Raw genomic sequence first — 25,081 nt, forward strand, 5'->3', positions numbered from 1 at the left:
GAGCCGAACGTGTATTTTGGGGTACTGCGACTTGTGCTCCGCCGCGTCGTTCAGTTCCGTCCCGTGATTGATTCGCCCAGGTTCCATCCAACCCAGCTAGCTGTCGGCCTCGCTTGCCGCTAGCCGAATCTGTTCATTGAAAGCGACGCGACGGCGTTCGCATCGGGAGACGTGCGATCATGAAATGTCCCAAGGTATACCCTCACTTCCAGTTCAACATCGATGGGCTCGACGCCCAGGAGGTCGAACTTCCTGACTTCCGCGAGGTGGACGACGTCCTGCGTAACATATTATGCGCGGTGTCCAGCCGCCCAAGCCGCGACCCGTTTTAGCGGCGACACTCGATAGCCCGGCGCGGTGTTCCGATTATCCGCGCCGGACTACGGCCTACCGAGGCCGAAGTTAAGATGCAGTGCCTGCCTTCCGGCTGGGCCGTTAAATATCTCACCAACGTAGGATGCATCGGCTGCAAACGAGAAAATCGTGAAGGGCGTGAGTGAAGTAATGAGCCGAGGTTGCGGATTTTTAGCGAGGTTCAGCATGATTGAATTCCGGAAAGTCATTAGGAAGTTCAGCTCCGACGATCCAGTACCCGACCTTCGGAAAATGTACAAATTCTGGATTTTCCCAGAGAGTTCGACCGATGAAGCGGGCGGGGTCGCGTGCTGTTATTGTGAAGTCTTCTCCAGCATTAAAGCGCTCAAGCAACTCGGATCGATTGAGCGGACGTCCCGCTTCCAGCAGTATTCTCTTCGCGCGCGTCACGACTTCAAACGCCATGCTTCCTTTGTGAAACCGCTTGCCAGAACGCTTTTGGTCGCGGTATTCGGAGTTATCTTTGTCGCCGGATTTCGACTTCGTGAGTTGGCGAAGAAGATCAAGAGCCGCCTCCGCCTTCTCCAATTCGACATCGATCGCCCGCCTTGCTTTGCGGAGCCGGTCAACTTGTCCAGCGACGAGTCGATAGGCGTCCTGAAAGCTGTGACCGGACCGATGTTCGGTTTCTTGGGTTGGAAAATTCCTGTTCATTATTTCTGTACCCTGTACTACCGACCTCTGCGTGGTGGTAATGTCACCTGGTTCCGGAAGCTGTACCCGCCTGCGACGTGCCAGCATTAACACATTCGAACATCTGAACATTTGAATGAGGAACTACGAGATGACTACCATGAAGTCTACGCAGCCGACAGAGCTTTAGCTCACCCAATTGCCTAATTGCCGTACTTGTTCTTGGACGGTGGCCGCCCGAGACTAACAACGCCTTTCCAATGAATCCGGTGGTCCCGCGCGTTGCATTCGCGTCGCCCCAAACTGTACCCCCCGGTTTCTTTAGCGGGGCATCCGAGACATCGCGGCCATGTCCGGTTTGTAGCTTTCGAGTTTTGTTAAATTGCGTTTTCCGGTGCCCTTTCCTCATCCGTGCCCGGGATAGCGGCACAGGTCCGGCACCGGTCATCAATGGACTATTTTGCTCAATCGAAAGCGGAGACTCTTTATGTCAGGCGAGAGGGATCCATATCTTATCGAATACTTTGTTTTCGGCAGAGCTAAGGGAGACTCTCCAGTTCGATGGGTCGCAAGCGGGCGCAGAACCCATCCCGTCGGCCTCAAGCCGCTAAATAAGAGCAGGCACTTTGGCATTCCCTGGGAATCACGGGAGGTGGAACAACCCGCCCTTAGGATGCTTGCTGCCTGTTCCCGGGTAATGACAATCAACTCGCAGCCCCACAGTCTCTTCATCGGAGTGCGCGGGATCAAACGTCAGTTTCGTTATACCCCGGATATCGAGGCTCATGTCCACCCCAGTTTCCTAGAAGAACTGTCCAGCGGCAGACCGTTGTTCGAGATCGTTGCAGATCCGTTCACCCGCGCTGTCGCATCCGATGAAGGCGTCCCGATAGTCCTGGAGATGAAATCGGAGCAGGACAAAAGTCTAGAGGACCCCGCAAATCAGACGAAAATGAAGATGGTCGAGGCGATCTACGAGCATGTTGCTCAGCCATTCTTCGTCCTACGCGAGGCGACGCATATCGATCGCAAGTTTATGCGGGTTATCACTGAGCTCGAAGCCGGGGCTCGCGACCGCGTCGGCGACCTCGAAAAGTCCCGTGGTCTTTTGGCATTCGGGCGAGATCGGTGCCTGCCATTTGGATCTCTTAGTCAGTCTCTAGGTGGACAGCCTGCCGGAGAGAGGCTCGTGAAGGCCCTACACTTTAAGCAGTTTTTGTCGATCGATCTCAGGCGAGGTTTGAACCCGGACGCTCCCGTCTGGCTGAGGCAACAGGCAGAGTTCGGGCGCGATGTTTGATGTTTCGATCGACGACAGGTTCCTCCTGCTGAACGCCACAGTACCAAGCGAGTACGTCGTTGTCGCGCTGGACCCGGAAGCGATTACACTGCGTCAGTATCCGGAAGGCGAAACTTTCCCCAAGGAAACAACCGCCTTCGCACTAGAGCACGCGGAAGGCAATATCGTTCGAACGGCGAGAGCCGGAGAAAAGCTTAGTGCTTTATCTGTGCGGCATCTCTTGACATTGTTCCGACCGGAGGGACGGCAGGTCACTTTAGGAGAGTTAGAGGACTGGCAAAAGCAACGAGAGGCGATAACGCACGCCGCGACCAAACAATTTTACGCCAACAAATACATAGACCAACGCAGGGTCAATCTCGACTATACGAAAACCGAAGACGATTTAGCGGCCTTTATTTCGGCGTGGTTCCCGGAGGCTGAAAAGCGCGGCCTTGATAAGTGGAAGCCGTCAGCAACGACCATTCGAAACCTTGTTCGCAATAGAGTCGGTCACGTGAGCCTAGTCGACTGCCTTCGGAAAGAGCCCGCAGTAAGGACACGAGGAATTTGGCCGGAGTGGACATATGTTCTCGCAAGCGAGGCGATCGACAAGGTTTTCCGGAGAGAGTTTCCAGATCAGGCAGAGGCATATAGGTGGTTTTACGGTCAATTCTACAAAGAACGTGACGAGGGCGTCGGTATTCTGGGCAAACGACCGGAACCGCCCACAGACAGGGTGTTTCGGACCTGGTTCAAACAGGCTTCGACGCCGAAAAACCTTGAGCGCGCTCACGGATCGCGTAAGGCGAATAAAAGCCTAAAGGGTGCGATCACGCCGCAGGACGCGGTTCGCCCATTGCAGATTGTCATTATCGATCAGACCTTAGGCAATATGTGGTCTGCGGTTAAAAGGCGGACGGGCGATCTCGTCAATAGAGCGCTGCCGAAGAGCGCCACCACTGGTGTACCGTCCGAGAATGAGGAAGGACAGCAAATTCTCGCAGCGAAGCGGGTAGAAGTCGTCTACGCGGTAGACGTTTTCAGCAGAATGACACTCGGACTCATCCTGACTTTCGAGCCACCTTCCATCCGCACTTTTATGGCGTGTCTGAAGATGGTGATGACGCCGAAGGTCCAGTGGAGGAAGCGATTTCCCGATCTTCCCGATGCAACAGACGGTTACGGTCCGCCGGAAACCGTCGTGCTCGACAACCTCAGGGTTCACGTCACAGACAGCGTCCAGCTTGGCCTACTCTCGATGAGTATCGGGATCGAATACGCGGCACTGGCTTCCCCGGAGTGGAAGGCGATCGTCGAACGAGCGATCGGGACTTGCAAGCGCGTGATGGCTACACTTCCGGGCGGCTTTTCGATCGACGACGATAGCATCAATCCCGCCGACTTCCAGAAATACGCACGGCTTGACCTCGACGAGATCGACGAGCTTACCACGCATAAGCTCATAACTGAGCACCACATGAGACCTCATCGCGGTACGGGTGAACCGCCCGGACTCCGATGGGCGAACGGACTAAGAAAGGATGGCAGGGACATGGTCAATGACATGCGGCTGCTTGACCTCATCCTTCGTCGACGAAAGCCAAAAGCTACTCTTACCAGGAACGGTGTTTACTTCAAGGGCCATCGTTACCACCACGAAGGATCGGTCACTCGTTTGTTGGCGATGTTTTCCGATAAAGCGAAAGGAAAGCCAGGGGACCCCTACAGCCTCGAAATCACAGTGTTGTGGAAACCTCACGATTGCAGTTCCATAGGCGTGATGGGCCCCGGTGGTGAAACCGTCGAATTACCTAACTGCGATCCGCTCTTCGCGAAGACGCCTGTTTCGTTTAAATTCGCGTCAGCAGCGAAAAAGGCCAACGAGAAGATATTCAACTTGCGCTACCCGCCCGAGACGAGGGCTAAGTACCTTAGGGAATATTTCGAGCGGCTGGAGCAGCTGTTGCCAAAGCAAAGCCACAGGGCCGGAAAGACAACGACGAGGTTGCTCGAAGGTGGCAGGGCGGTGGTCATCGCACCTGACGTCCGCCAGTACGAGGTCGAGATACCTGTCACGGATCTCGGCGTTTCTCATGTCGATATCCCGATTGCGTTTGCGGCCGAAGAAGGTCGCCACATGCCTGAAACCCCGCAGAAAAAAGGCCCACCGCGAAAGCGAAGCACACCAGCCGCCGAGCCGCCGTCTCTCGATCGGGAAGATTCGGCATCGCATCCCTCGTATGCGATGTCTGCGGCCGATAGCGAAGCCTATCTCGACCAATTGGAAGCCGAGATGAAGGCGACCCGCCACTGACACTAGAACAAAGGAGCGGACATTGAGAGAGGATGTACTACCTAATATCACGCATGAAATTCGTCACATGCGGATTCCTGTTCCGAAGGTGGAAGAAGCTCACAAGGCTATTGACCGCCTCAGAGAGGCACGCAGGTGTGCGTTGAACGACAATAGGGCGACGCCGACCGAAGCTGGCTGCGTCACCCTATTCGGCAAGTCGCATGCAGGAAAAACTACCATCTTAAATTGGTACATGGAGACCCGATTTCCGGGCAATCGCGATCCCGATCGTCCAAACGGGCCATTTCCTCAAAGGACTGCAGTTTTTGTCACCTTGAACGGCGAATCCGGCCGAAGGAGTTTTTTGGCGCAGACGCTCAAAGCTTTCGGTGATCCGTTGCCTTTTAATGGCAGTCCGGACCAAATGCTTGATCGGATCCATAATTTTATTATGCGTTTCAAGACCGAGTTGCTGGTGTTCGACGAGGCCAACAATCTGAGAATGCGTAAGGCAAACGATAGCGATGCGACGCGTACCCACAACAGTTTGCGAGGTTTTCCCAAGCTCGCGGGCTGTCCCATTGTGATCGCCGGGACAGAGGAAGGCAGCGAGAGAATTAAAAGCGACACGCAGATCTGCAGCATCGATTTTCCAGTTGTATTGGAATCACTCAAATTAAGCATGCCCGCTGAGGCTAGGATACTCAAGGAATATTGCTCAAGACTCGGGATCTTGCTTCGGGATCGTGGACTATTCGAAAGTAGAAGTAATTTTGTTAGAGAAAACATTCTTGCTTGCTTAGTGGAAACGACAGGCGGCCTGCCCGGTCGGATTTCTCGGCTTGTAGAGCGTGCGGCCTTCGTTGCTCGCGACGAAGGGGCCAGTAGCGTGGACTTCAGGCACCTTGAAGAGGCCACGAACCTTTATGCGATCCCAAACAAATTTATCGCCTACAATCCATTCACCAGAGATCGGCAGGCGAGGGAGAAAGCGGGGCGCCGTGCCTGACTTTCACGAGCTCGTCGCCGCCATGGAGGGAATTTCGGACCAGCTCAGGACCGTGGCGCTGCCCGTGGAGATCGGTAGTGGCGAGGGCTTGAGAGAGGCTGCTTACAGGGCTTGTTGGTGGAATAGCTTTCCGCAAACAAAGGTTATTCTCAGTCTTGCGGAATGTACCTCGGTGCGGAAGTTGTCAGCCTTGGCAGGTTGCGACAGTCGCGTCGACCTTCACAGCGTTGCGCGGGTTCTCGGTATAGGTATGAGGGAAAACGCACTACATTTAGGCCAGAGGCCCCGCGAGTACACGAGCCGGGACTTTGTCGCTTTTTTTGGACACAGAGTCCGGCGCGGTCACATATCGAGCGCCCGCCGTGTCGCGCCCCGGGCGCTGGCACGCAGCGCGACGCTGAAAGCAATCTGGTCGTTAAAACCTCTGCCTTTGGATCCGGTTAGTCGAGAGTTCCTTCTCCACCGCTGCCCGTCGTGTGATGCCATGCTTGGCTGGGATTACGCATGCGACAGCTGGATTTGCGATCAATGTACTTCCGACCTGCGTAATGTCCCGGAACATATTTACGAACCCGGAGACGACAAAGCACTCGATTTCGTGTCGTTCCTTCTCGATCCTGAAAGCGCCAATCGAAAGATCTCGCTTTCGTCTGGAACGGAACTGTCTAACGAGAGTGAAGGTGATCTGTTTCAGTTGGCTGTCCGGATCGCTCAAACATGTCAGCGTGTTGAATTTTCTAGACACGAAACCTCAATAAAACCGCACCATCTCGAACGGGCTGGCCGGGCCGTTCTCGATTGGCCGCGGGGCTTCATGGAGTTGGTAGACGAGACAATCGCCAAGTCATCGAACAGTGGAGAGCTTGGCTGGTTCAAGTGCAAACCGCTGCGTCGGCTGCAGTTTGACCCGACACTTTCCGTCACGATCAGAAGCCGGATCAAAGCGTTGCTCGACTGCGCTCGGCGCACCGAAGCAGTGAGACATCGTGATTTGGCGCCTTTGAAAACACCTGAAACGGCGGCGACCGAAGAGCCTAGTCGATTGAAGCATCCGAGGGCCGCGTTGCTGAAACTCATAAAGGAAAGAGGCGGCAAAGGCGTTGACGCTTGGGCGGCGAGCTGGCACCGCGAAACAACTATGACCGCATTCCGGGATGTCTACGATGTTAGGCGTTTTTCCGAAACCATAGGCCTGCCAGTCCCGGAAGTCTGGAGGCTCTATCAGTCCGGATGGGCACCAGAATTGGCGAGTGCGATCACAGGGCTCGGGCGCAATCCCGACTTCAAGATCAAAGGAGGTTTGACGACCAACCTCGCCGAGGCAGTTCGCCCTGGGATGGGAAGAGGCGCGCTCAGTCTAGTGTCGAGCCGGTTTGCGCTGGACCCTTCACTAGACGGGAGCTGGTCATCGATTTTGCAGGCAATACTTGATGGACGGCTTGAGGTCTGGCGGGGATCTAGATCAAAACGGGGCCTCATTGCTGAGCTCTTCGTGAACGACTTTCGATGCCTTCGGTCCGTCATCGGGGGAGAGGCTCCTAATGCGGAAGTTCGGAATGTCCCCATCAGTCACAGTGAGGTTTCGATGATTATCGATCGAACACGATCGGTCGCAGCAAACATAATTCGAGCGGGTTTGATGCCAGGCGTTTCGACCATCGGGAAATTTGCAGAGTTGCGGAAATCATGGGTATTCAGCTTTGAACTGAACACGCTTGCTGCAATAGCTTGCCGTCCGATCGCCACCCTATATCGGAAGCTTCAAAATGCCGAAATTAAGCGAACCACGTCTGGAGACGTGACCTTCTGGCAGCGCGACCAGGCCATATCATATCTCGGATTGCATTCGGTCTAACCGAAGAACTGTATCGCCTGCTTTTCGCCCGCTCGGGCAGGAAGCCCCTTTGCCTTCGCAAGTTCCTTGATCGTATTGAACTCCCACCCCTTGTGGCCGTTGGCGTATCTGCAGCTCGATCGGGTCGCTGATGGGCATGTCCGTTCGGTTTCGTCGCTTTTGCACACGTCATGCCCGATAAGCTGTCTTATCGGACACCGACTTTTGAGCCATGCCGCACAGGTGGAGGCGAAAGGATAGGCGTCTCACATTCCTTGTTGCGCGACAGTGCTCCGATTTCTATTTTGGATACTGTCGTTCAGAGGCCGGTGTCATACTCGATCGGAGTTTCGATAGCTGACCTGCCGCACGATCTCAGCGACGATGAATTGGGCCCCCATCACCAAGTAGCCAATTTCCTTTCCGTTCGGGTTGGTCGGCAGAACATCGGCTGGGAGCGTACGGCGGATGTGACGCTAGCGCTTTTGAGATCCGATCTTTATCCAGATCAGGCCAATGATTTTTCAAGAATGCAAGGAGGCGGCCAGTCTTGTGGCCGTAGCCATCCTTCAGCTGCTTTTCGGTGAGCCCACGCGTGGCGCCACCCGCCTTTAACGCAAGCTCCGTAGCAAGTAGTGCCCTTTGGACGGCTCCCCGAAAGTCATATCCGCCAGCCACCATCGCCGATGCCGCATCCGATCACCCGGATTTTTCTGTTCCAGAGCGTCTGCCGCCACTTGCGAAACTATCGTTATACTTGCATTCTCCAGGCCTCAGAATTGACCGAGTTCATGCAATGCGATTCCTCCATCTGTCGGACATCCATTTCCGCGCGTCCGACCTTGATAAGCCATACGACCCGAACCTTGGCCTACGCGACGACATGATCGACGACGTCCGCGACATGGTCGAGCGGTTAGACCGCAAGATCGATGTTATCCTAATCTCGGGCGACATTGCATTCGCCGGAAAGGAAGAGGAATACGATTTTGCCCTACGATGGATCAGGGACAGCCTCTGTCCAGCTAGCGGATGTGAGCCGGAAGACGTCATCGTGATACCCGGGAACCACGACGTTGATCGCAAGGTTGGCAATTCGGCGCTCTATGCCGGGGCTCGCGAGCTTCTGCGTGATCGACCACTCGACAAAGCGAATGACGCCATAACTAAGTATATGGACGATGGCGAGTCTTCGAAGGCCCTCTTCAGCAGGATCGAAAACTACAACCGCTTCGCAGCACGGTTTCTCTGTGAAGTCGGTAAGTTCGACAAGGTCTCCGGGAAAATGCCATTTGTTCGAAGGGATTTCGAACTGAACGACAAGTCAACCCTTCGCGTTTGGGGTTTCAATTCAGTGCTTGTTTGCGACGAGCACGATAAACCCGAGAAGATGTTTGTCGATCCCTCGGCCGCCCAGATTGAGAGAGGGGGCCCAAACGTGGCGCATCTTGTCATGTGTCATCACCCGTTTAATTGGCTGCGCAACGCACAGCCATTTCAGGATCGAGTGGAAAAGATTGCCAAGGTCCATCTCTTTGGCCATGAACACACACTCCGTGTGAACCCGAGTGTCAACTTCACGCGCATCAAAGCTGGCGCTTTGCAGCCGGATCGCGACGAGCCTAATTGGAAGCCAGGCTACAATATCATCGACATCGACGTCCAGGGCACAGATGCCAAGCGAGAGCTGAGGATCGAAATTTGGGTCCGCCAACACGAACTGGGCAAATTTAGAGCCCTTCCAGACGACGATGACAACATGACGTGGGAATTCACCCATAAACTGGCCACGTGGACAGAGCCGGTTAGTGCGGTCGCAGCGCCAGTAGAGCAGCCCGCGATACCTCTTGTGAAAGAGGAGGTGAAAGTGAGTGGAAAGCCTCCGACTGCCCGGTCAGTTGCCTTTAAGATGCTCGACCTAGCGGCGGCTGATCAAAAGGCGATCATCAAGAGCCTTGCCCTCGGCGGTGATGGCGACAAAGGCCTATTGGACTACGAATCCGCGCTCGCGGCCATCAGACGAGCCGAGGACAAAGGCGTGCTTGTCGAATTGGATCGGGCGATAGACGAAAAGCAGACATCTCGGAGCGCCAATGGCTGAATTCAATTTCATCGATCGTTATCACAATCTTCAACCGAGCGCACCCCGCGATGTTATGGCGGCTCGGCAAGAGGCGTTTAAGGTTGTTGCGCAAGAAGCTACCCAGCCCGAAAAGATAGTCGATTTGACAAGGATCGCGCTCGGATTGCCTCACCCGGTTGGAAGCACTGCTCCAGCTTGGCTCGCGTCCGCCATCAAGGCGAAGGACGAGATGTTCGGCATGCTCGACCGAGAAGAGGCTGCTCGGATGGCCTCCCTGGTGATGTCGCAGCGGCTAGCTCTTGGAAGCTTGGGTGCGCATGTTGCGATCCTTGCAGCCTATTTTGGTGAAAATCGACGCGGACCGGAAGCGGAGTCACTCGCTACCGAGGCAAGAAATGGACTTGCGCGTTTAGTCCGAACGCGTGGCGCTGACATCAAGATCGCCGACCTAGAGATGCCGACGGCGGCGACGTTTTCGGAAGAAGTTACAAAGTTCGATGCAGACAACGGCCCGATCACGGAAATTGTCGATGCGATTGCAAAGGATTACCGGACGCAGATAACCACGTTGGTGAACGCCGCAAACGCGGCTATCGGTGGCCTTCGCACCGCGAATCAACGGCTCGCCGAGGAGGTTGACTTGCTCTGGTGGCATTTGGGCGGGCACAGTTTCCTTCTGGATAAGCCATTGTCGTCGCTGCCGCAGGCTGTGTTGCCAATCGTCGTCGGGATGGATACCGCAAGCATGGTCAATCGGCTGCCAGGCCCTTACGGCACCTATGGCGTCATCCGTAGGGCACTTGGTGAGAATGCTGACAGGGCCATGAAATTGTCTGAGCTGATTGAGCAGCTCCAGGCCCAGAACTATATTGGTATCGTAACGGCGACGGTCAAAGATGCTGCGATGGCACCAATTCACGCCGTAGTTGCTGAGGTCGTCCTAAATCGTGCCCCTATGACGAATGACCAATTCCGGATGCGGACGGGTCTTCACCTCGACCTCGTTGCAAGCCAATACGAGTTCGCGCTCCAAGCCTATCACGAGCGATTGCTCATCAAGCAAAATTGGGTGCTTTGAGCTTGAACGTCTGTTCCAACCCCAGCTGCGATGTGAGAGTCAGCGGGAAATGTGTCCTGGGGAATGACCCGGTGGACGCTTGTCCGCAATACAGCGAAGATGATGAGAAGCTCCTTGATTCCGGTGACGATGAGCCGGGTCCTTCTGCGGCGACTGTTCCGACGGCGACTGACAACGTTCGGCTGTGCCCGAACGAACGAATTCTAACCGCCGAGTTGACGGCTCTTCGAAACAGGGTTCCGACGCACACGATCGTTTTGGTCGGCGAACAGAAGGCCGGTAAGACCACGCTCCTTGCATGTCTCTATGGGATGTTTTGCAAAGGAAGCGTAGGCGAATACTCGTTTGTCACCAGCAAAACGCTCCGGGCCTTCGCGGAGCGTCACCATTTGGCGCTCGCAAAAACCAGGCGAGCGACGCCCACAACGTATCGTACAAGCCGCGCTGACAACGTGGGTTTTTTCCACCTCTGTCTCAGTAGCGGCAACAATACGACCGACCTAATCATATCGGATCGATCGGGCGAGGATTTTGATGACGCCCGCGTCAACACGGCGCTGATACCCGAGTTACGGGAGCTGGCTTTGGCTGACCGCGTTTGCTTTTTGCTGGACGCCGCCAAGCTGACAAACATCAAAACACGCGCAACCTACCGGCGCACGTTCAGTCAGTTGATCCGAGCGCTCATCGATAATCGAGCGGTGCCCAAGCGAGCGAAAATCGAGGTTCTTGTGACCAAGCTCGATAAGGTTTCGCGGCCCGAAAGTGATCCGGCGCTACTTGAGGCAGTGAGAGCTTACGAAAAGGAGTTGATGGACGAATTCAAGCCGCATTGGCCCGGGTTTGCGACATATGAAATATGCGCGCTGCCCAGCGCCAACCATTTGATCGGGTTTGTAGGTCTACAAGAGCTGGTCGCTCGTTGGTGCGAAGCTCCCGTTGCTATCGACACTCGACCGTTACCTGTCGCGGATGGTTTGCGGCAATTCGACCTGTTGTTAGGGCGGTGGAGCTAGTTTTGAGCGAAACGATACGCCATGTTGTCATGGGATTGCAGTCTACCGGAAAGACCACCTTTGCGGCGGCGCTATGGTATTTGGTTGACTCTGGCCAGGTTCCGACGTCCCTGAAGCGCGGGCTGCACATCGGGGACCATGCGTATCTTGAGCGGCTTGCACAAATCTGGGCCGACGGCTGGCGGGTCCCCCGAACCTCTCAGCAGGAACTTGCTCAGATTGCGATGAACCTTCGCGATCCGAAGAGCGGATCAAATATCGCGTTGAAGTTCGTGGACTTAGCGGGTGAGACATTCGAGCGCGCCTATGCTAGTCGCGAGATGAGCAAGGACGCAGCCGGGGAGTTCACCGATGTTGGTGGGCTCATGCTGTTCGTCAGCGCTGGTCACGTCCGTGATGATGTCACATTGCTCGATATGGCCCCTTACGTGGGAGATACCTCTGAGGACGTTCCCGAAGATGAATCGATGGTCGAAGACTTCGATCCTGCCAAAACGCCACGGCAGGTCCAGCTTGTCGATCTGTTGCAGTCCTTCTCCGATGTCCCGGTCAACTGTCGACCGGAACACATCGCGGTCATCATATCCGCTTGGGACCTTGGACCAGATCACGACGATCCCCAACGCTGGCTTCGGGAAGAGATGCCTCTTCTAGATCAATATTTGCGAAACTCGCGAGTGGCGACGAGAGTATACGGCGTGTCCGCCCAAGGCGGCGAGGTCCCAGAGCAAGGCGATGAAACCGGAAAAGGTGATCGTGAGAGGCTCTTGCAACTTTCGAAAGCTAGCGAAAGAATTCGGATTGTCGGAAATGGAGCGAGCGAGCATGATCTAACGCACCCAGTTCGTTGGTTGAGTGGCCTAGAAAATGGTGAGTGACGACTACAATGCAGTGGATCAGGCGGTCTTTGGTTACTCCAATGGCCATCGCCAACTGCGGTCCTCTGTCAGCCTTTCGTCGGTCGATCTATACGAACTGGCTGCCATATCTGATCTAGCGCCCGGCGCTCGCCTCACGGCTTCGCAAAGCTATCTGACAGGGGCGCTATTGCCGGACAGTAAACGGTACGCGCTTATTCGAACCTGGCTTGCTCCGGAGATGCCACGTCCCGGCTGTGTGTGGAGTCACGTCCTGCTGCTGCCACGACCAGTCCTTTCATCGCAGATCGACTTGAGCACGTTTCACCCGCTGTTCCGTCGTCCGGACGACTACGAGACGAACAACTTTTACTCGTCCCAAGTAACTGTACTTCGGAGAGCGCGGGACGGTTCGCGGGCCGAGCCGGATACAATTGAGCGACTCCTCGCTGCGACTTATCTGCGATATCCGCTCCGTTATGATGACATCCCGAGCGAAGACTGGGAGCGGGCGATCCTGGCCATCTGGTCGCAGCAATGGCCCCGATTACGGGCCCAGTTCGGTTTTCGTTCGATACCCTCCACGTCGGTTATGCGCAGCCAGTCCTTCCGGTTCGACGAACACCCGTCCGCGAATGAACATAATCTTTTCCCTCGGTGGCTGCCGTACGCTGTTCACGATGCCAATGCTTCTAACGTGACGCCGTTGCGGCGGTTTTTGTGGCGGTATGGAAAGGACATCGATAAGCCCCAAGAGGCGTTTGCTGATCTGGTGAATTTCTTTGCGATGAGCAACGATCCTGAAGGTTTGCCGCAACTTGCAGAACAGGTGTTTCAGAGGTTCGGAGACGGCGAGGCTGAAACGCTGAAACGCGATCTTCTTGGTCTCGGTGTAAGCTCGTTGTCGCTAGTTCCGCATGTGCGCCCGGCCGAAATGATACGCCTTGTCAGTGATCATTATATGGACCGGGCCTCGACGGCGCGAAATGAGATCGTTTCGCTGTTCGTAGACATACCGGCTGAAACTGTTCCGGATGTTGCGGCGGCCTTGCTAGAACGCAAGGATCCGCTCGGACCGATAGCTCAGGACATCTTCGAAGCGCTCGCCTGTTGCCTGTCGACTGAGATACTCGCCTCAGATCGTTTCCCTGCCGAACTTTTGGTCCCTTATATGCGACAGCGACCGGATTTGATCGCGGATGTTGTCTTGGAACGTGTTTCGACCGGTGATTTGTTCGATCTTGTGCTCTCTGTCACTGACGAGAGCCATCTTGTCATCTTGAGAGCTATCCTTGAGCGGGATCGGGAGGCGTTCCAAGGCGCTCCTAAAGCGGTTCGGATGGAAGCCGTCCTTGAAGTCGCTGTGGAACTTTTCCAAGACCGGCTTTTGGGTAGAGGATGGCAAAAAGCCTTCGCAGAGGGCTTTGTCGACTTTCTTCCCTTCGTCAACGAATTGCGAAGTGGGAGTGCGGTCGCCGCATGTGCGCGGCTATTCGAGTATCCAGTTGGCGGTCCAAACGCTGCCCGGACGTGGTTAGAGGGAATCAGAAAGAGCGACCTCGAATATTCGGACGAAACGCGCATGCTGAGCTTCATTTTCGTGCTCTGTATCGCCAATGGGATTGGAAACAATCATGGTGTTTTGGCAAATGTTTTGCCGATGCTTCGGCCGCGCGTTCTTGCAGGGGAAGTGTCACAAGAGTCGCAGGATTTACTCAGCCGCTGGTTGCCGCACCACGATAAAAATTGGGACCTTGATCGCCGAATTCTTAAATTGTTGCGGCGGCACTACAAGGACGGAGGCAACGTTGATGATGTAGTCGTCGCACTAGGTCTGTCCGAGGAAAATCTTGCATACGCCACAAACCGAGACAAAGAAGAAACGCTCAGCCTCTTTAAGCCCTTTCAGCCGTGGTCGTGGTTCAACTGAGCCGCGCTATCGATGTGCTCCGCGCGGTGCCAGCCTTTATCTCAAAGCTTGGGTATCTCATGTACTTCTGGGTAAGTCTTGTGCTGGCACCAATGGCCGATGAAGGGACGTTTGCTCTGGGCACCTATCATTAGGCCAGGGTGTAATTACTAACGTCCTGATATACGACTGCAAAGTAATTTTGGCTAGGAATTGAATCCTCCCGGATATTAGTCCAATTTCCGAGAGTACTTACTGTAATGATGCCGGTTGTTCCGCTAGCGTCATACGCATTCATTGCAAGTACAGCATCCATTAGAGCTGCGTCCATTACCAGTCATTCCTTTCAAGAAACCGGGGATAATCAGATTGCAATGGCTTCGATTTGCTGTCTGTTTCTGGATAGCGAAAATGTGACGTTGATATATTTTCGTTCGACTTCTGCACGACCTCCTGCTTTTTGACCCAGGGAAGCAAGTGATCGATCCCCGTTGAAACGTGGTCGTCCGTCAGCTTCACCGATACGTTCATCAAGCGCACATTTTCTCCCACGAGAGTTTGAAAATTGTCCTGGTTGGCGATGACCGCGCTTTCGGGATCCGCCATATCGGCGAAGTAAATGATTGTGGGAACATACTTCGGTGGGACGTTCAAAGGATTACGGGGAAGTTCGCTTATCTTCCTATACGGCGGAAGAGGCCTAAACGCTTGATACGGCATGTTTCCGGATCTAAACGAGTGGTCGGCGACACCGAGTAGAACAAACAAATATTTTCCGTTGGAAAGCCCGACAGGAATTGCCTCGCCTTGAACCGCTGTGGTGTATCCGCAAATCCCAATACAGGGCATGTTACGCCGCAGAGCAATGTGCACGACGTTAGAGACGGTTATGCCAATCCCAACATTCAGGACCACCAATGGCACGGCAACCCAATCGCTTGGATATAGGGACATCGCCACATATGAAGCGGCAAGAAATGGGATGAAATATCTCCAGGTGATCCACGCCCGGTGCAAAATATCCCTGATATCAGGCTTTTTGAGCTTGTCCCACACCTGTTTCAGCCCTTTCTAGAAAACAGCACGTCCATCATTTCGGTGTCTCCTCCGAACGTGTCGCCCAATGCCGAAGCATCATGAAACCCACCCAAATGGGAACGGCAAAAGCCAAAATTCCGAAGTAGCAGGCGTAGTAGACGTTAGAAAACGGGCCATGGACTCCCATTATCATTTCGCCATTCATGCACCTCGCAGCATCACGCGAATAGGTAAGGTCCTCGCATCGGGTATGATAAAATATCATCGTTAGACCATCCCAGAGAACCAGCAAAGCCATCCCGTACAGTAGCGTCTTGCGGACTAGCTGAAGATCAGGCCGTGGCCGAATCTTCAAATGGTGCGCGGAATCCTTGCTGACTTGGACGCTTCGCAAGAGGAAACCCAACATGATGGATAGGATTGCTGACGTAACTTGTGCGAGCAAGACCGTCAAAAGCGGCCACGTGGGAGGTGGCCAAAGATACAACGCACCAGCAACTGCAAAGGCTGCGAGGGCCGGGCAACTGAGGAGCGATCCCGCCGTGAGCCCTCTGCGTGTGATAAGCGAACCTAAGAAAGAAATCACCGCCGCAATCGTCGCTAGCCAAGCGACTGGGCCGATCACCCAAGGCTGAGATAGATCAAGCATGCAGGAACGCCTACCTAAACAATCTTCGAAATATGCCCAATAATTCTAATCGGGCCGACTCTATCCGGAGTTGCGCAAAAGTCGAGATAGACGTTGCGCTTACAGCGAACGGCTCCGCCTTTCATGAGTGCATAAAAAACCCGCCTACTAGGTTTCGGCGGGGGAGGAAATATTCCGGAGCTTTAACTTTAGAATGCTCGAAGCGGGATGTCGCGTGACAGATTGCGTGACGCGAAACGCCGTCAAAAGTGAGGGCAACCGTACTTCTGAGCATACACAGAGAGCCACCGGTTACTTCAGTCACCACTTCCGTGAACCACGCGGCTTTGTTATTTTATTGAGCCGTCCGCGTATCGATCGTCCCACTAGTTTACATGAGGAAGCGGATCTCCTTCAGGTTTGGTCGGGGCTCGGGCCCCAGCCTCGGGTCAGTGCGAAGGCTTGGTCAAACGAGCCAGTCGTCGGAACAACTGGTCAACGATCTAGCCTTGTTGCCGTCGGCTGACTATATTTCCTCAACGAATAGTGGTGAAATAGCATGAAAATGCTCGGGTGGTTACGTCAAATATCAGCGTCAATATGGGGCGAACCCATCAAAGGCGACGGCGATAGTGACCTGGATAGTGTTTGGGATGCAGCAGCGGCGGCGGAAGCAATGATTCGCCAACATGAGCAATACCTGAGAGCACGCGGCATCACGCAAAACTCAACTGCCGATGTTCTGAAAGGAATTCAATTGGACGTGGCCGAGCTTCGCAAGGGGCCCATCGACGATGCGATTCACAGTATGGCATTGGCCTACACGCAGTTAGAGCCTCTTCTCGGTTCTGGCGACGAGAATGATCCGTTGCGGGAAGCTTGCAGGCTTCTGGATCAGGCGGTAGGCGAGCTGATCTGAACGTCAATTAATTCCAGCATGGAAGAGAAGATTAGGCTGACTACGATGATGGCCGCATTGGATCGGCAGGTGACGATAGTGATCACTGCGGTCGGTATGCGGTCGATTGGATTGCGCGGGAAGCGAATTTTCTCAGCACCTGGGAGACCGAACAGTTCGTTGATCGTCTATTCTGAATGCAGTGTTCGGTCGAACCGGGATGCGGATGCAACCCACGTCTAATAAGGGGAGGGCAGTCGTGACGGAACGCCAGCGATTCGACCTAGACGCTTACCTCGACGGAATTGGATCAAGGCCATGCTTCATCTGCCGTTGCGTCGCCAATGACCCAGCCTTCTTTCATCATCGTGTCTACGAAGACGCTCAAGCGATCATTTTCTTGAGCAAATATCCAACACTACAGGGGTATTGCCTAGTATGCCCTCGTGAACATCGCGAGGACCTTTCGCACGACCTTTCAAAAACCGAATACCTTCACTTGCAGGAACTGGTGTACGTACTATCCCGCGTTCTGAAAAAGATGTTCGACGCGGAGCGCATATACGTTCTCTCACTCGGCAGTCGGCAGGCAAACAGCCATGTTCACTTCCATGTTGCGCCGCTACCGCAAGGCGTTCCCTTGGAAGCGCAACAATATCATGCTCTAATGGCCGAGAACGGCGTCTTGCGTATCGATGACAACGAAATGGCACAGCTGGCCAAGCGTATCCGTGCTGCCTTTATCGCTGAGCTTGCACATCAGGGTGACGGTTCAGCGGCAGGCCGGAATTAAATCTCGTCAATTTGAAACAGTCGCGATGTCCGGGACAGCCTTGGCAGATGGCTGAACGACGCCGACGCGGCTACGGTCGTTGCCTAGGGTCCCAAACTTGTTAGCTTGGCGCATGGGCACAGTTTACGATATTCCAGAACGCTTCCAGATTGCCGAAACCGAAGGATGGTTGGTGAACCATCGCATCAACTCGGTGCTGCCCGGCTATCTCATGGTCAGTTCCAAGATGTTCACCAATGACCTGAGTGAGCTTTCGAGTGAGGCTCTGGCTGAACTTGGACCGTTGCTTGCCAAAGCTCAGAATGCGTTGAAATCGGGTCTGGGTTCCGAGCGAGTTTACATCGGCCGCTACGGTCACACTCCGGGATATCCGATCCACTTTCACGTGATCCCGATATATGGCTGGGTCGAGGAATTGTTTTGGAATGATGCCCGTTATCGGCTCCTCGAAACATTTGCAGATGGGCCAGGAGAAACGGTTACCGATGGGGCGGAGATGACCTTGTTCGTATGGCGCGAGTTTTGTGAGCGAACGGACCCACCTCCCATAAAAGGTCCGTCTGTGTGCGATGTCATTGAGCTTTTGCGCAAAACGATAATAACGTTATGATGGAGCAGGCCGTACGCGCCGCATTTTAGCCGAGGCGCTGCAAACTGCTCAAGCGGCCGGGCGAGTTTCCAAAGCCACAAGCAACCCCTTCAGCTCTGGTTCCTCTACGCGGGTCGCCGCTTCGACGGGCGACATCCATTCTGTGGTGCGCTCCTTGAATTCAGGGAATTTATCGGAGACTTTCTCGACTGCAAGATGTACTTCCACCAGTGCGGGAGCCTTATTCCCGTCGGCGAGTGTCTCTCGAGGTAGATGTAATAGCCAAGGGGTCTCTTTTTGGCCTTGCCTTTGACACCCGCTTCCTCCCCAAGCCTCATGCTCGGCGACCTCGTGTGGCTTCAATCCCTTGATTGCCCATCCCTTTGGTATCGTCCAGCGGCGTGTTTCGCGAGTGGCAACAAGTAGGATTTCGACCCGCCTTTGCGAGCGGGTGCGGAAACAGACAGCGGGCGCGAAGCAGTCATCGCCTGCCCTCAACGCACCTTAGAATATAAAAAGGCATCTCTCGGTATATCCGAAATATTTGGGTGCAGAAGGTAACGCTGGAGCAGTGCTTCTTTTGTCATTCCGGCCTTTTCCATAACCCTAGCTGATGCTCCGTTCATCACGTCGCAAGATGCTTCAGTACGAAAGATGAGGGGTGCGAAAGCGCATGCTCTACAACCCACCTGACAACCTCACTCGCAACCCCGTCGCCCCACCGATCTCTACGAATAAGCCATCCGTAGGATACCTTATGACCGACAGGTCGCGCATCTACGCGCCCGACCAATTCGTTCGGCTGGTCGCGAAGGCAGATTACGGCAGGAAACGATGCTCCTGTATCCCATTCGCGATGACTGCGTTCAGCCGCCTCTCGCGTCTGGTGAACCTCTGAATGTGGCCTCCAGGTCAGATATTTCGTTACTTCTGGATCGGTGTTCCAGCCATCAAAGATTGCCTGAGCGTCAGATGGGACAATGCGCCTTACCAGAAATCGGTTGGTAAGAAACTCTTCAGGTAGCCTATATTTTTCCGACATTTTGCTGATCGTTCTCAAAATGCAATTTGTATGGGATTGTGGTCATCCGCCGCCAACTATAGCCGAGCAGTCAGTGACAGCAACGTCCGGTTTTGGCGCGTAGTTGCCGCGTCCATCATGGCTGCTATAAGCGACCTCTACCATAGGATTTCGGTCAAGTGCGAGAGGCACGCCGCCTGCTCCTGTCGGCCCATTGCGGTCATTAAACGCTCAAGAAAGTCGGCCGTGAAACCCCGATTTTGTGGCCGATAAATGGGACGGCGATTGCTAGCCTAGCGATTTGGAGAATCTGTCGAAAAACTCAGCATCCTGTGATCCCTCAGTTATCAACCAACGCTGAAATAATCCGACATGACGTGCTATGCCAACAGCAGGCCGCACGAGTACATGAAAGTCTTCCATAGTCAGAGGTAGTTCCGGGAACAATCTGACGAGCCGACCAGCAGCGATATCCGCCGCCACAAGTGCGCTTGGTCCCATCGCGACGCCTGCGCCATCAATCGCCGCCTGTAGAGAATGATAAAGCGGCTCGAAACGCAATTGTGCTTTTCCGGTCAGCTGCGGGTGTCCTGCCTTGTCGAGCCAACGCGGCCATAGGGATGCTACGGACTCGGCGTGCAGGAATGTATGTGCGCCAAGGTCTGCAACGCAGTTTACGGGCAGTGCCTTGATGAGCCGGGGGCTGGCTACGGGAACGCAGCTTTCGGATAGGAAAGGCGTACTGCCATCCTCGATTGGGCCGCGCCGTATAGCAAGATCGAAATGATCGGTGACCTTTTCGATCGGATCGATCGAAGCCGCCAGGCGAATCTCAATTCCCTGATGGGCCTTGGCAAAAGCAGGCAAGCGCGGGATGAGCCAGCGCATCGTGAAGGTTTGAGGGGCGTTGATCCTGAGAACTTTGCACTTCTCACTGCCTGTAAGGCGTTCGCTCGCGAGTGCCAGCCCGTCGAGGAGTTTTGTAGCCTCTTCTAGGAACTGCTTTCCGTCCGCCGTCAATGTGATTCTCCGCCCCTCCTTTATGAACAGACGAACACCTAGCCAGTCTTCAAGAATCTTGATCTGGCGGCTGATTGCGCCGTGCGTCACGCCTAGTTCATCCGCGCCGCTCATCAAGCTCCCGTTGCGAGCGGCGGATTCGAACGATTTCACAGAGTTCAGCGGAGGGAGCGATCTGGGCATATGTGAGATTTCCTGACAGATCGCTCACGCTAACTCAATTGTAAATTAAGGGGAAGACAGCCACAACAGGTTGATAGAAATGGACCTTTCCGATGACAGAACTCGCCCTGATCCGACTGTTGCAGCCGTCTGATTCCATCTCAGAGCTGACGGCCCTTCTCCACAATGCTTATGGACATCTTGCACGGATGGGACTGCGATACATGGCAACCCATCAGACAGAGACCGTCACACGCAACCGCATCGGTCAGGGTACCTGCCTTGTCGCCGTGCTAGATGGGAAGGTTTGCGGGACCATCCTGTTCCGATCCGCAAAGCAGACAACTGGATGCCCTTGGTACGACCGACCAGACGTTGCTTCTCTGGGCCAGTTTGCGGTCGATCCGGCACTTCAAGCACAAGGGATCGGACTACGTCTACTCAAGGCGGTCGAGAGCCGGGCGGTCGCAAGTGGGGCCGGAGAGATCGCGCTTGATACCGCCGAGTCTGCCAATCATCTCGTCGAATGGTATTCACGCTTGGGCTATCGCTTCGCGGAGTATGCGCAGTGGTCGCATACGAACTACCGAAGCGTGATCCTGAGTAAAGCATTTCCTGCCGCCGGAGCTGCACAGTGCTGAAGCTCGTAGATCTTTCCGATCTTCATCTTACGACACCTGGCGAGGAGCTTCACGGGCTACGCCCCGGCGAGCAGTTGGAACGATGCATTTCCCGAATTTCTCGCGAGCATGGCGATGCTGCCTTGTGCATTATCACTGGGGATCTAACCCACGATGGACATCCGCTCGCCTACGCTGAAGTTGCGAGACAAGTGGCCCGACTTCCAGGTGATCGATACGTCGTATGGAAGGCTGATCCTTCTTGACACGCATGAACCGCAGAGGGCGGAGGGCAGGCTATGCGAAAGACGTCTAGCCTGGCTGCGAGATCGAATAGCCGCTGCTGCATCTTACAACAAAGTCGGCAGCCAATGGCGTGGCAAACCGATTTCGAAATTCCAGGACAAGTTTGGCGCACCGACGAACCGCAGCAATTCTGGCGACGCGACCGTTCTAACCTGGCAGCGATCTCGCGTGGCGCGGATATTGCACCATGCTGTCGTCATCCAGATCGAGGGCTCAAGCTACTGGCCCCGTCAACATGCCGAACTCATGCCGGAGCACGTCCGCTCAAAAGCCCTCATCGCTCGGCCCGCCTTCGCGCCGCCATCAAAACCGCGCGGCAGGCCACCGAAAAATGGCCATCTCTCCCTCTCGTCCACGTCGGCATAATTGGGGAATTTTACTTCGGCACTTTTGAGGATTTTTCAATCGGCATTGACGATGTCGGCCCGAAGTAGGTCATCCCATTGCATGAAGTCAACGGATAGAGTTGAGCGTCGCGCTTTCATGTTCTGATGCTGACGCGATCCAGGACGTGGCGCAAACAGGCTTCTCGAATTGAGAGAAGACCGATGCATTGATTATATGGCGGCAAATTGCATTCGGGTCAGCAGCGTCGAAGTCGATATCGATTTGTTCAACACGAGGATGAGGAAACTCATAGGTCGTGATATACGCGAGCTGGCCAGGCTGGGCCTCTATCGGCATAACTGATAAGCTGGTAGCGGTTATGCTGCCGAGCCAAAGCCTGTTTTCGGCAAGGTCAACCAAACCACAAATTCGGGGCGTATCGTGCTGATCGAACTCACGGTCTAAGCCAACGAGAACGCTCACAATCGCATCTCGCGGGGCATTGCCTGCCTGAAGCCGCTCATAAATCGGTCTTGTGTGAGTGCCGTTGCTTACAACTGCAAAACGCGCATTCCAAATTAAACATTCATAGGCGATGTAAGGGCTGTCTGATGCTGCGTCGGCGCTACCCGGCTGAGCAATAATTTTCACAGTGTTGCCCAGCTTTTCTGCATTCCTGTTAGGGTATGATCTGCTTGAAACCCTATAGGCAGCGGTCAAATCGCCTTTTCGATTGCGACCTACTCCAACAATTCGACCAACATACATCTCTAAAATTCTCCGGGTTAATACGGCGGCCATCGTAGCAACCAATTACCAGCCTGCCCAGTTTGCGAGGTTTGGATACACAACTGACTTTTGCGTCGCCTGGATTTAGGGGCATTCCTGCCGAGCGACTTAGGCCCCGGACCGATCAATCCGACGTGACGCCATAATCGCTGTGAGGCTTAAGCGGACTCCGCTCTTCGGTGCATAGCTAGATTCCCGAGCATTTCAGCAAGCTGAGGGAGCGCCAACTCGGCTTCGAATCCTATCGCGGCAGCGGTAAACCATCTTAGCTCGGTATGTTCATCATCGATGAGGCGCGGACAGCCGCGCCACTTATCGACGTGATAGACATGGAACGTGGCGGATGCCTCGGGCGGCGATTCTGAAACGAATCTCCCGACAAACTGCCAATGCTCTGGGTTGACGCCGATCTCTTCCATCAGTTCTCGACACATCGTCGTCTCAGCGTCTTCGCCATTCTCAATGTGGCCGCCGGGGAGGCTCCAACGATTTGGATGCGCCTTGCGCTTGGAACCTCGTCTTGCAAGCAGAACGGTTCCGTTCTGGGTTAGGGCACCCATCGCAATGTCGGGCATCTATGCTTCTCCGATTCATCGACATCGTGCCGATGCTGCCTGTCGCGCCGCCGCTCGTTACAATGAACCAGCAGTAACCGTCATTTTCAGGCTCTGATCAAGCAGTCCTGACCCCATTTAGCTATGGGACAACACAACCATTGCGGTTCCGTCCGAAGTTAAGTTACGCTCGCAACACAGGTTACATTCATGTGGGAACCCAGACAAACCACATGGCAGGCCTTAATCTTGCTTGGGCAAGGAGGAATTAATGAGCGGCTTAATCGACGTTCTTGATGAAAACGGTTTGCGCACAGGAGAGGTCCTTACTAGAAAAGAGGTTCATGCACTAGGTAAGCCTCATCGCGTGATCCATCTCTACCTTTTCAACCAAGACAACATGATTGTCCTCCAAAAGCGGTCACAATATGTGGACCATTATCCAGGTGCATTCACCATTTCAGTTCTATGTCACATCGATGCAGGCGAGAGCAGCATGGATTCGGCGAGAAGAGAGATAAAAGAGGAGCTTGGTTTGAATCCGGATGGATATGAAATTGATTTCTTGTTTTCGTATAGAAGAGACGCGATCCTAAGCCCCACATATATAGATAAGCACTTTAACGATATTTATATTGCACGAGGTACATTTTGTTTTGAAGATATTTCAATTGATAAAGGAGAAGTAGAATCTGTCGAACTCGTTCCGTATGAAATATTCATTGACATGATCAATGATAAAACAAGCAAATTGGCAGATATATATTTCGACGAATGCCAAGATGTAATCTATTTTGTGGGGAATTCCAAATAACAACGCGCCTGACGTTCCCGAAAAAAGCCACCGCGTTATCGACCAAAGGCCTCCTTATCAGTCCCCCTTTTGCGCCAGCAGCCTGAGAATGGCCCCGAACGGTGGTGCTGTCGATTATGCGTTGCCAGTCGTCTATTGGGCCGAGTTCAACGTTACCTAAGACTACGATCCGCTGCATGAATTTCGCGACAATTCAGGACGCTTTCCGGCTGATAAACAGGCCGGTTTCTTTCTCGGCTTCAAGCACGCCGTCGCCCACCCGAAATGCCTCGGTGATCGCATCCCGAAACGCGGCAAGCCGTGCCTCGTCGGCTTCGTCACCGGGCGGATAGGACGTGAGCGCCAGGAATACGTCTTCCGGCTCCGTTACCCGTAGCCGGGCTGGATGCTGCGTCATGGTGACATTCCCGAACTGGGTTTGCATGAGCCGTTCAGCAGTGTCATAGCCGAAAGCGGCCCCGGCAGGATCATAGGGAGGACTGCCGAACACGGTTGTCAGCTCATACATCTTGCGCATGTTGCCAGCCCCGTTGGTCGTCACCGCAAGGAAACCGCCCGGCTTCAGCACACGATACATTTCCGCGATGGCCTGCGGCTGGTCCGGCAAATGGTAGAGCATGTGCATTGCTATGACGGCATCAAAAGAGCCGTCCTCAAGGGGCAAGGCGGTCGCGTCGGCTTGTTGACCTGTGACCTCACCGAACGCCAATGACTGACAGCGCTCAACCGCCTCTTGCACCATACCTGGGGAGAGATCGGAAAGGGTGAGGTCGAGACTTTCCGGCAGTTCGTTCACCGTCGCCGCCCAGAACCAGCCAGGGCCGCAGCCAACATCCAGAATGCGATTTCCGGCGTTGAGGGGTAGCTGTCTCGCCACCCATGGAAACCAGCCGATTTCGGCAATCGTATATTCGCTGTTGAGGCGAGCGCGGGCGGCAAGCTTTCGGCTGTCGCTATACTGCTTTTCATTGCCAGTGGTTATAGATGACATGCGGTGCCCTCGGTGCCATTGAACTCAGATTCGCAAGAGTCCCGATTAAAGCTACGGTATTTCGACTGAATGCGACGTCACAAAGATAGGCATTCTGCGACAACTGAGTCCTCAGAATGCTTGACGAAGATATTCTAAGCAAGAAAAGCCGCCGGGAAC

Annotated in this window: 21 protein-coding genes; 14 read left to right on the plus strand and 7 right to left on the minus strand. The window is 54.4% G+C overall.

Annotated elements, in window-relative coordinates:
- Positions 1–525 precede the first annotated feature (525 nt).
- Positions 526–1,029, minus strand: a complete 504-nt coding sequence (locus FHT86_RS04020; RefSeq protein WP_133705636.1) for a hypothetical protein — start codon at positions 1,027–1,029, stop codon at positions 526–528.
- A gap of 631 nt (positions 1,030–1,660) precedes the next feature.
- Here FHT86_RS04020 and FHT86_RS04025 point away from each other — a divergent pair.
- The 9 genes from FHT86_RS04025 to FHT86_RS04065 all read left to right on the plus strand — a co-directional run bounded on the left by FHT86_RS04025 (position 1,661) and on the right by FHT86_RS04065 (position 14,393).
- Positions 1,661–2,308, plus strand: coding sequence for a hypothetical protein (locus FHT86_RS04025; RefSeq protein WP_133705637.1), 648 nt, complete (start codon positions 1,661–1,663; stop codon positions 2,306–2,308).
- Entirely contained in the window at positions 2,301–4,604 is a 2,304-nt protein-coding gene (locus tag FHT86_RS04030; protein WP_133705638.1) for a DDE-type integrase/transposase/recombinase, read from the plus strand. The genes FHT86_RS04025 and FHT86_RS04030 overlap by 8 nt, the downstream gene beginning before the upstream one ends.
- A gap of 22 nt (positions 4,605–4,626) precedes the next feature.
- A complete protein-coding gene (locus FHT86_RS04035) occupies positions 4,627–5,595 on the plus strand; it encodes an ATP-binding protein (protein WP_133705639.1) in 969 nt (322 codons plus the stop codon).
- A 484-nt stretch (positions 5,596–6,079) separates the two neighbouring features.
- Positions 6,080–7,450 (plus strand): hypothetical protein, encoded by a 1,371-nt coding sequence (locus FHT86_RS04040; RefSeq protein ID WP_133705640.1) that lies wholly within the window; start codon positions 6,080–6,082, stop codon positions 7,448–7,450.
- A 775-nt stretch (positions 7,451–8,225) separates the two neighbouring features.
- Entirely contained in the window at positions 8,226–9,530 is a 1,305-nt protein-coding gene (locus FHT86_RS04045; RefSeq protein WP_133705641.1) for a metallophosphoesterase, read from the plus strand.
- A complete protein-coding gene (locus FHT86_RS04050; protein ID WP_133705642.1) occupies positions 9,523–10,590 on the plus strand; it encodes a GTPase-associated system all-helical protein GASH in 1,068 nt (355 codons plus the stop codon). The genes FHT86_RS04045 and FHT86_RS04050 overlap by 8 nt, the downstream gene beginning before the upstream one ends.
- Before the next feature lie 71 nt (positions 10,591–10,661).
- Positions 10,662–11,606 carry a TRAFAC clade GTPase domain-containing protein gene (locus tag FHT86_RS04055; protein ID WP_133705643.1) on the plus strand — a complete coding sequence of 315 codons (945 nt, stop codon included), beginning with the start codon at positions 10,662–10,664 and terminating at the stop codon, positions 11,604–11,606.
- 2 nt (positions 11,607–11,608) lie between these two features.
- Positions 11,609–12,484, plus strand: a complete 876-nt coding sequence (locus tag FHT86_RS04060) for a hypothetical protein (protein ID WP_246779371.1) — start codon at positions 11,609–11,611, stop codon at positions 12,482–12,484.
- Complete coding sequence (locus tag FHT86_RS04065; protein ID WP_133705644.1) at positions 12,474–14,393, plus strand: hypothetical protein; 1,920 nt, start codon at positions 12,474–12,476, stop codon at positions 14,391–14,393. Before FHT86_RS04060 ends, FHT86_RS04065 begins: the two co-directional genes overlap by 11 nt.
- A gap of 309 nt (positions 14,394–14,702) precedes the next feature.
- On the opposite strand, the gene FHT86_RS04070 is transcribed toward FHT86_RS04065, so the two are convergent.
- Complete coding sequence (locus tag FHT86_RS04070; protein ID WP_133705645.1) at positions 14,703–15,428, minus strand: hypothetical protein; 726 nt, start codon at positions 15,426–15,428, stop codon at positions 14,703–14,705.
- A 1,169-nt stretch (positions 15,429–16,597) separates the two neighbouring features.
- Here FHT86_RS04070 and FHT86_RS04075 point away from each other — a divergent pair.
- From FHT86_RS04075 to FHT86_RS04085, 3 genes are all read left to right on the plus strand, one after another.
- A complete protein-coding gene (locus FHT86_RS04075; protein ID WP_133705646.1) occupies positions 16,598–16,957 on the plus strand; it encodes a hypothetical protein in 360 nt (119 codons plus the stop codon).
- A gap of 238 nt (positions 16,958–17,195) precedes the next feature.
- Positions 17,196–17,729, plus strand: coding sequence for an HIT family protein (locus tag FHT86_RS04080; protein WP_133705647.1), 534 nt, complete (start codon positions 17,196–17,198; stop codon positions 17,727–17,729).
- Between the two features lie 112 nt (positions 17,730–17,841).
- Positions 17,842–18,339, plus strand: coding sequence for an HIT family protein (locus tag FHT86_RS04085; protein WP_133705648.1), 498 nt, complete (start codon positions 17,842–17,844; stop codon positions 18,337–18,339).
- 604 nt (positions 18,340–18,943) lie between these two features.
- Here the strand turns inward: FHT86_RS04085 and FHT86_RS04090 are convergent.
- Positions 18,944–19,360, minus strand: coding sequence for a GNAT family N-acetyltransferase (locus FHT86_RS04090; protein ID WP_246779372.1), 417 nt, complete (start codon positions 19,358–19,360; stop codon positions 18,944–18,946).
- Between the two features lie 267 nt (positions 19,361–19,627).
- A complete protein-coding gene (locus tag FHT86_RS04095) occupies positions 19,628–20,542 on the minus strand; it encodes a LysR substrate-binding domain-containing protein (protein WP_133705649.1) in 915 nt (304 codons plus the stop codon).
- A 92-nt stretch (positions 20,543–20,634) separates the two neighbouring features.
- On the opposite strand from FHT86_RS04095, the gene FHT86_RS04100 reads away from it, so the two are divergent.
- Entirely contained in the window at positions 20,635–21,162 is a 528-nt protein-coding gene (locus FHT86_RS04100; RefSeq protein ID WP_133705650.1) for a GNAT family N-acetyltransferase, read from the plus strand.
- Between the two features lie 738 nt (positions 21,163–21,900).
- Here FHT86_RS04100 and FHT86_RS04105 read toward each other — a convergent pair.
- Positions 21,901–22,575, minus strand: coding sequence for an IMP cyclohydrolase (locus tag FHT86_RS04105; RefSeq protein WP_246779374.1), 675 nt, complete (start codon positions 22,573–22,575; stop codon positions 21,901–21,903).
- A 146-nt stretch (positions 22,576–22,721) separates the two neighbouring features.
- The gene (locus FHT86_RS04110; protein ID WP_133705651.1) at positions 22,722–23,138 is read right to left on the minus strand and encodes an NUDIX hydrolase; all 417 of its coding nucleotides are present in this window, start codon (positions 23,136–23,138) and stop codon (positions 22,722–22,724) included.
- Positions 23,139–23,388: 250 nt separating this feature from the next.
- Between FHT86_RS04110 and FHT86_RS04115 the strand changes: the two genes are divergently transcribed.
- On the plus strand, positions 23,389–23,931 hold the full coding sequence (locus FHT86_RS04115) for an NUDIX domain-containing protein (RefSeq protein ID WP_133705652.1): 543 nt from the start codon (positions 23,389–23,391) through the stop codon (positions 23,929–23,931).
- Positions 23,932–24,124: 193 nt separating this feature from the next.
- On the opposite strand, the gene FHT86_RS04120 is transcribed toward FHT86_RS04115, so the two are convergent.
- On the minus strand, positions 24,125–24,922 hold the full coding sequence (locus FHT86_RS04120; RefSeq protein WP_133705653.1) for a class I SAM-dependent methyltransferase: 798 nt from the start codon (positions 24,920–24,922) through the stop codon (positions 24,125–24,127).
- Positions 24,923–25,081: the final 159 nt, after the last annotated feature.

The organism is Rhizobium sp. BK313, from assembly GCF_014193655.1.
In the GTDB taxonomy this organism is placed as follows: domain Bacteria; phylum Pseudomonadota; class Alphaproteobacteria; order Rhizobiales; family Rhizobiaceae; genus Rhizobium.